General features: G+C 64.1%; 5 protein-coding genes. All 5 read left to right on the forward strand.

Annotated features, from left to right (window positions below):
• Window positions 1-262: 262 nt before the first annotated feature.
• The 5 genes from MOV74_RS33705 (at window position 263) to MOV74_RS33725 (ending at window position 3,590) form a co-directional block, all read left to right on the forward strand.
• A complete protein-coding gene (locus tag MOV74_RS33705; RefSeq protein ID WP_246931302.1) occupies window positions 263-1,660 on the forward strand; it encodes a carotenoid oxygenase family protein in 1,398 nt (465 codons plus the stop codon).
• A 45-nt stretch (window positions 1,661-1,705) separates the two neighbouring features.
• Window positions 1,706-1,969 (forward strand): hypothetical protein, encoded by a 264-nt coding sequence (locus MOV74_RS33710; protein ID WP_246931303.1) that lies wholly within the window; start codon window positions 1,706-1,708, stop codon window positions 1,967-1,969.
• Window positions 1,970-2,045: 76 nt separating this feature from the next.
• The gene (locus MOV74_RS33715) at window positions 2,046-2,621 is read left to right on the forward strand and encodes a hypothetical protein (RefSeq protein ID WP_246931304.1); all 576 of its coding nucleotides are present in this window, start codon (window positions 2,046-2,048) and stop codon (window positions 2,619-2,621) included.
• A 12-nt stretch (window positions 2,622-2,633) separates the two neighbouring features.
• Window positions 2,634-3,188: an inner membrane-spanning protein YciB gene (locus MOV74_RS33720; protein ID WP_246931305.1), complete on the forward strand. Its 555-nt coding sequence runs from the start codon at window positions 2,634-2,636 to the stop codon at window positions 3,186-3,188.
• 105 nt (window positions 3,189-3,293) lie between these two features.
• Complete coding sequence (locus MOV74_RS33725; RefSeq protein ID WP_246931306.1) at window positions 3,294-3,590, forward strand: hypothetical protein; 297 nt, start codon at window positions 3,294-3,296, stop codon at window positions 3,588-3,590.
• Window positions 3,591-3,674: the final 84 nt, after the last annotated feature.

Genomic DNA, 3,674 nt, shown 5'->3' on the forward strand with positions numbered 1-3,674 from the left:
CAGCGCCTCGCGCAAGGCGCCATGATGATAGGGCGTCTCGGACTTGGCGCTCGGCGGACGACGCGCGGTCCGCGTCGGCGCGCCCGCTGACGAGGATGCCTTTCTCGGCGTACGCGCGCGGCGCGCGGTTTCGGTCCTGGGTTCACTCTTGCTCATGAGACAAGCTATAAGACGCAATATTGACAGTGTAAAGATTTTGCTTGACCACTGCAGCAATCGGCGCTACGTGATCTTTACGATGTAAAGATAAGGAGGATTTGCCGTGCAGCACGACTCCAGCACTGAGCGCCGCAACAACATCGCGCCGATCCCGTTCGAAGCAGACGCGCCATTTCTGAAGATCATCGGCGAATTGCCGCGCGAGCTGAACGGCACGCTCTATCGCAACGGTCCCAATCCGCAGTTCGAATCTCCCGGCGCGCATTGGTTCGTCGGCGACGGCATGCTGCACGCCTTTCATCTGGAGAACGGCCGCGCCAGCTATCGCAACCGCTGGGTCCGCACGCCGAAATGGCTGGCCGAGCACGATGCCGGCCGCGCACTGTTCGGCGGCTTCGGCCGCAAGCTGCCGGATGCGCCGGCCGACCTCACCGATGGCGGCGTCGCCAACACCAACATCATCTTCCATGCCGGCAAGCTGCTGGCGCTCGAGGAAGCGCACCTGCCGACCGAGATCGAGCCGGGCACGCTCGCAACGCGCGGCTATCACAACTACCAGGGCCGCGTCGCCGGCAGCTTTACGGCGCACCCGAAGATCGACCCTGTGACCGGTGAGCTGGTGTTCTTCGGCTACAACGCGGCAGGTCCGCTGACGCCTGCCCTCTCCTACGGCTCGATCGATGCCTCCGGCAAGGCGAGGCGCTTCGAGCGGTTCGAGGCGCCCTATGCCAGCATGGTGCACGACTTCATCGTCACCGCGAACCACGTGCTGTTTCCGATCCTGCCGATCACCGGCAGCATGGAGCGCGCCATGAGCGGACGGCCGCCCTATGCCTGGGAGCCGGACAAGGGCGCCTATGTCGGCGTGATGAAGCGGAGCGGCACGGCCAAGGAGATCGTCTGGTTTCGAGCTGAGGCCTGCTACGTCTTCCACGTCATGAATGCGTGGGAGGAGGAGAACCGCATTATCGCCGACGTCATGCAGTTCGAGGAAGCGCCGCTGTTTCCGCATCCCGACGGCCGGCCGACCGATCCGAAGAAGTCGCGCGCCCGGCATTGCCGCTGGACCTTCGACCTCTCAGGCAATACCGACCGCTTCCAGCAGACTTACCTCGATGATCTCACCGGCGAATTCCCGCGCATCGACGATCGCCGCGCCGGGCTGAGAAACCGTCACGGCTGGTACGCCTGCGCCAATCCGCGGCTGCCGATGTTCGGCGCGCTCTCCGGCGTCGTTCATGTCGACGGCAACGGCCGGCGGCTCGGCCATTATCTGCTGCCCGCCGGCGACACCATCTCCGAACCGGTGTTCGTCGAGCGATCGAAGGATGCGTCTGAGGGCGATGGCTGGCTGCTGGCGGTGGTCTGGCGCGCGCGGGAGAACCGCAGCGACCTCGCCGTCTTCAACGCCACCGATATCGAGGCGGGCCCCGTCGCGCTGGTGCAGCTCGGCCACCGCGTGCCCGATGGTTTTCACGGCAATTGGGTGGGCGCGGTTTAGCGCGCCCGCAATGACAGTGCAGATGCGTCACCAAAGAGATATCTCATGCACATGCCCTCGATCACTGCAAATTTTCTCGCTGTCCTCACCGTCGCTTGCGTCGCGCTCACGCTCCAGATGATCCGGCGGCGGCGGAGCGGCCACGTCATCTTCAACGGCGGCATCCTGCTCGCCGTCGGCCTTCTCATCGCCGCCGCGCTGCCGATCCTGTCGCGTCTGTCTTGGGTGGAATTGGCCGACGAGGCGTCCGACCAAGCCGTTGCAGCACTTCATTTTTTGGAGGTCGCCTACGTTATTTTGACACTGTAAAGATTTCGCTTGACCCGGGATACCTCCTGAATTATTGATCTTTACATCGTAAAGATCGGTCTGACCGAGGTGGGCAATGGCGATTTTCCTGATCCTCGCGCCCTACGGCGCTTACACCTTGCTGATGCTGGTGACGTCGGCCACGGTCAGTATGTTCGTGGCCTCCACGATCTGCATCGGCACCGTCGCAATCGATGTGGCGTACCGCCGTTCGGTGAAGACCCTGGCCGCGGGCTCGGCTGTCGTGTTCGCCGCAATCGGCCTCTACCTCGCGCTGCTCGATCCGACGCTGGGAGCGCTTGGCGTCAAGCTGTCGGTCGATCTCGGCATCTTCGCCATCTCGCTCGGCTCGATGGTGGTCCGCCGTCCCTTCACGTTGCAATATGCGCTTGAGGCGGTGCCGGCCGAGACCGCAGCGATGCCGGGCTTTCTCCACGCCAATTACGTCATCACCGGCGCCTGGACCGCGGCCACACTCCTGATGGCGGCCGCCAATGTCGTGCTGCTCTATGTCCCGGGCCTGCCGCTCTGGTCGAGCCTTGCGGTCGCCTTCGCCGCACGCAACAGCGCGATCTACTTCACAAAGTGGTATCCCGAGTATCGCCAGATCAAGTACGGTACGCCCGCCCGCACATTGCCCAACGTTCGCTGAACAGGATTGACGATGAAGGACGTATTCGCCCGCCTCGCCTCCGATCTCTTCTCCGCCATCGTCTTCCTGGTCGTCTATCTCGTCACCGACAACGTCATCCTGGCAACATCGGTGGCGGTCGCCGGCGCGATCGCGCAGGTGATCTACGCGCGCGTCAAGGGGCAGCAACTCAACTACATGACTTATGCGAGCCTCGCGCTCGTCGTTGGACTGGGCGCGATCACACTGCTGACCCATGATCCCCGCTTCATGATGGCAAAGCCTTCGATCGCGCATTTCGCGATCGGCGCGATCATGCTCAAGCGCGGCTGGATGCTGCGCTATATGCCGCCGATCGTCGTCGACACCGTTCCGGAATACGTGACGGCTGCGGGCTATGCCTGGGCGGTGCTGATGTTCGTGATCGGCGCCGGCATGATCGTGGTCGCCTCCACCGGCGATCTAAAGCTGTGGGCGTTCTACCTGACGGTGGTCGCCGGCGGCGCCAAGATCCTCGCCTTTGCCGTGCAATACGTCGTTCTCAGGCTCATCGTGACCAGCCGCCGGCGCGCCGCCGCCCGCGCCTAAATGCCCTGCCGGAGGGTTAGGCAGGAGCTGGGAGTTGGGCTATAGGTTCGCTCGGGACTGATCGCGGATCGTCGCGGTCCGCCGGGATTTGTTCGGGAGACGGGAATGGCCGTAGACGGCAACTGGAATCTGACCATGACGACGCCGATGGGCGAGCGCCAGGCGACGCTGAGCCTCAAGGCCGCCGGCGGCACGCTCACGGGTACGCAAGGCGCGGAAGGCAATACCGCCGAGATCTTCGACGGCACCGTCTCCGGCGACAACGTCTCGTGGAAGGTCTCGATCACCAACCCGATGCCGCTCACGCTCGAATTCGCCGGCACCGTCTCTGGCGACAGCATCAGCGGCGAGATGGGCATCGGCCCGATGGGCAGCTTCCCGTTCACGGGCGCTCGCGCGTAAGGCCGCACAGTGCGCGAGCTCCGTCTCATCGCGGCGACGATGCTGTGCGTCGCGACCCAAGCCGCGCGCGCGGATGACACCGAC

The sequence above is a fragment of the Bradyrhizobium sp. SHOUNA76 genome (genome assembly GCF_023006445.1).
Classification (GTDB): Bacteria; Pseudomonadota; Alphaproteobacteria; order Rhizobiales; family Xanthobacteraceae; genus Bradyrhizobium.

Bases quoted from the DNA above. Each gene is read 5' to 3' on its own strand.
- MOV74_RS33715 (WP_246931304.1), top strand. From the start codon at position 2,046: ATGGCGATTTTCCTGATCCTCGCGCCCTACGGCGCTTACACCTTGCTG.
- MOV74_RS33720 (WP_246931305.1), top strand. From the start codon at position 2,634: ATGAAGGACGTATTCGCCCGCCTCGCCTCCGATCTCTTCTCCGCCATC.
- MOV74_RS33710 (WP_246931303.1), top strand. From the start codon at position 1,706: ATGCACATGCCCTCGATCACTGCAAATTTTCTCGCTGTCCTCACCGTC.
- MOV74_RS33725 (WP_246931306.1), top strand. From the start codon at position 3,294: ATGGCCGTAGACGGCAACTGGAATCTGACCATGACGACGCCGATGGGC.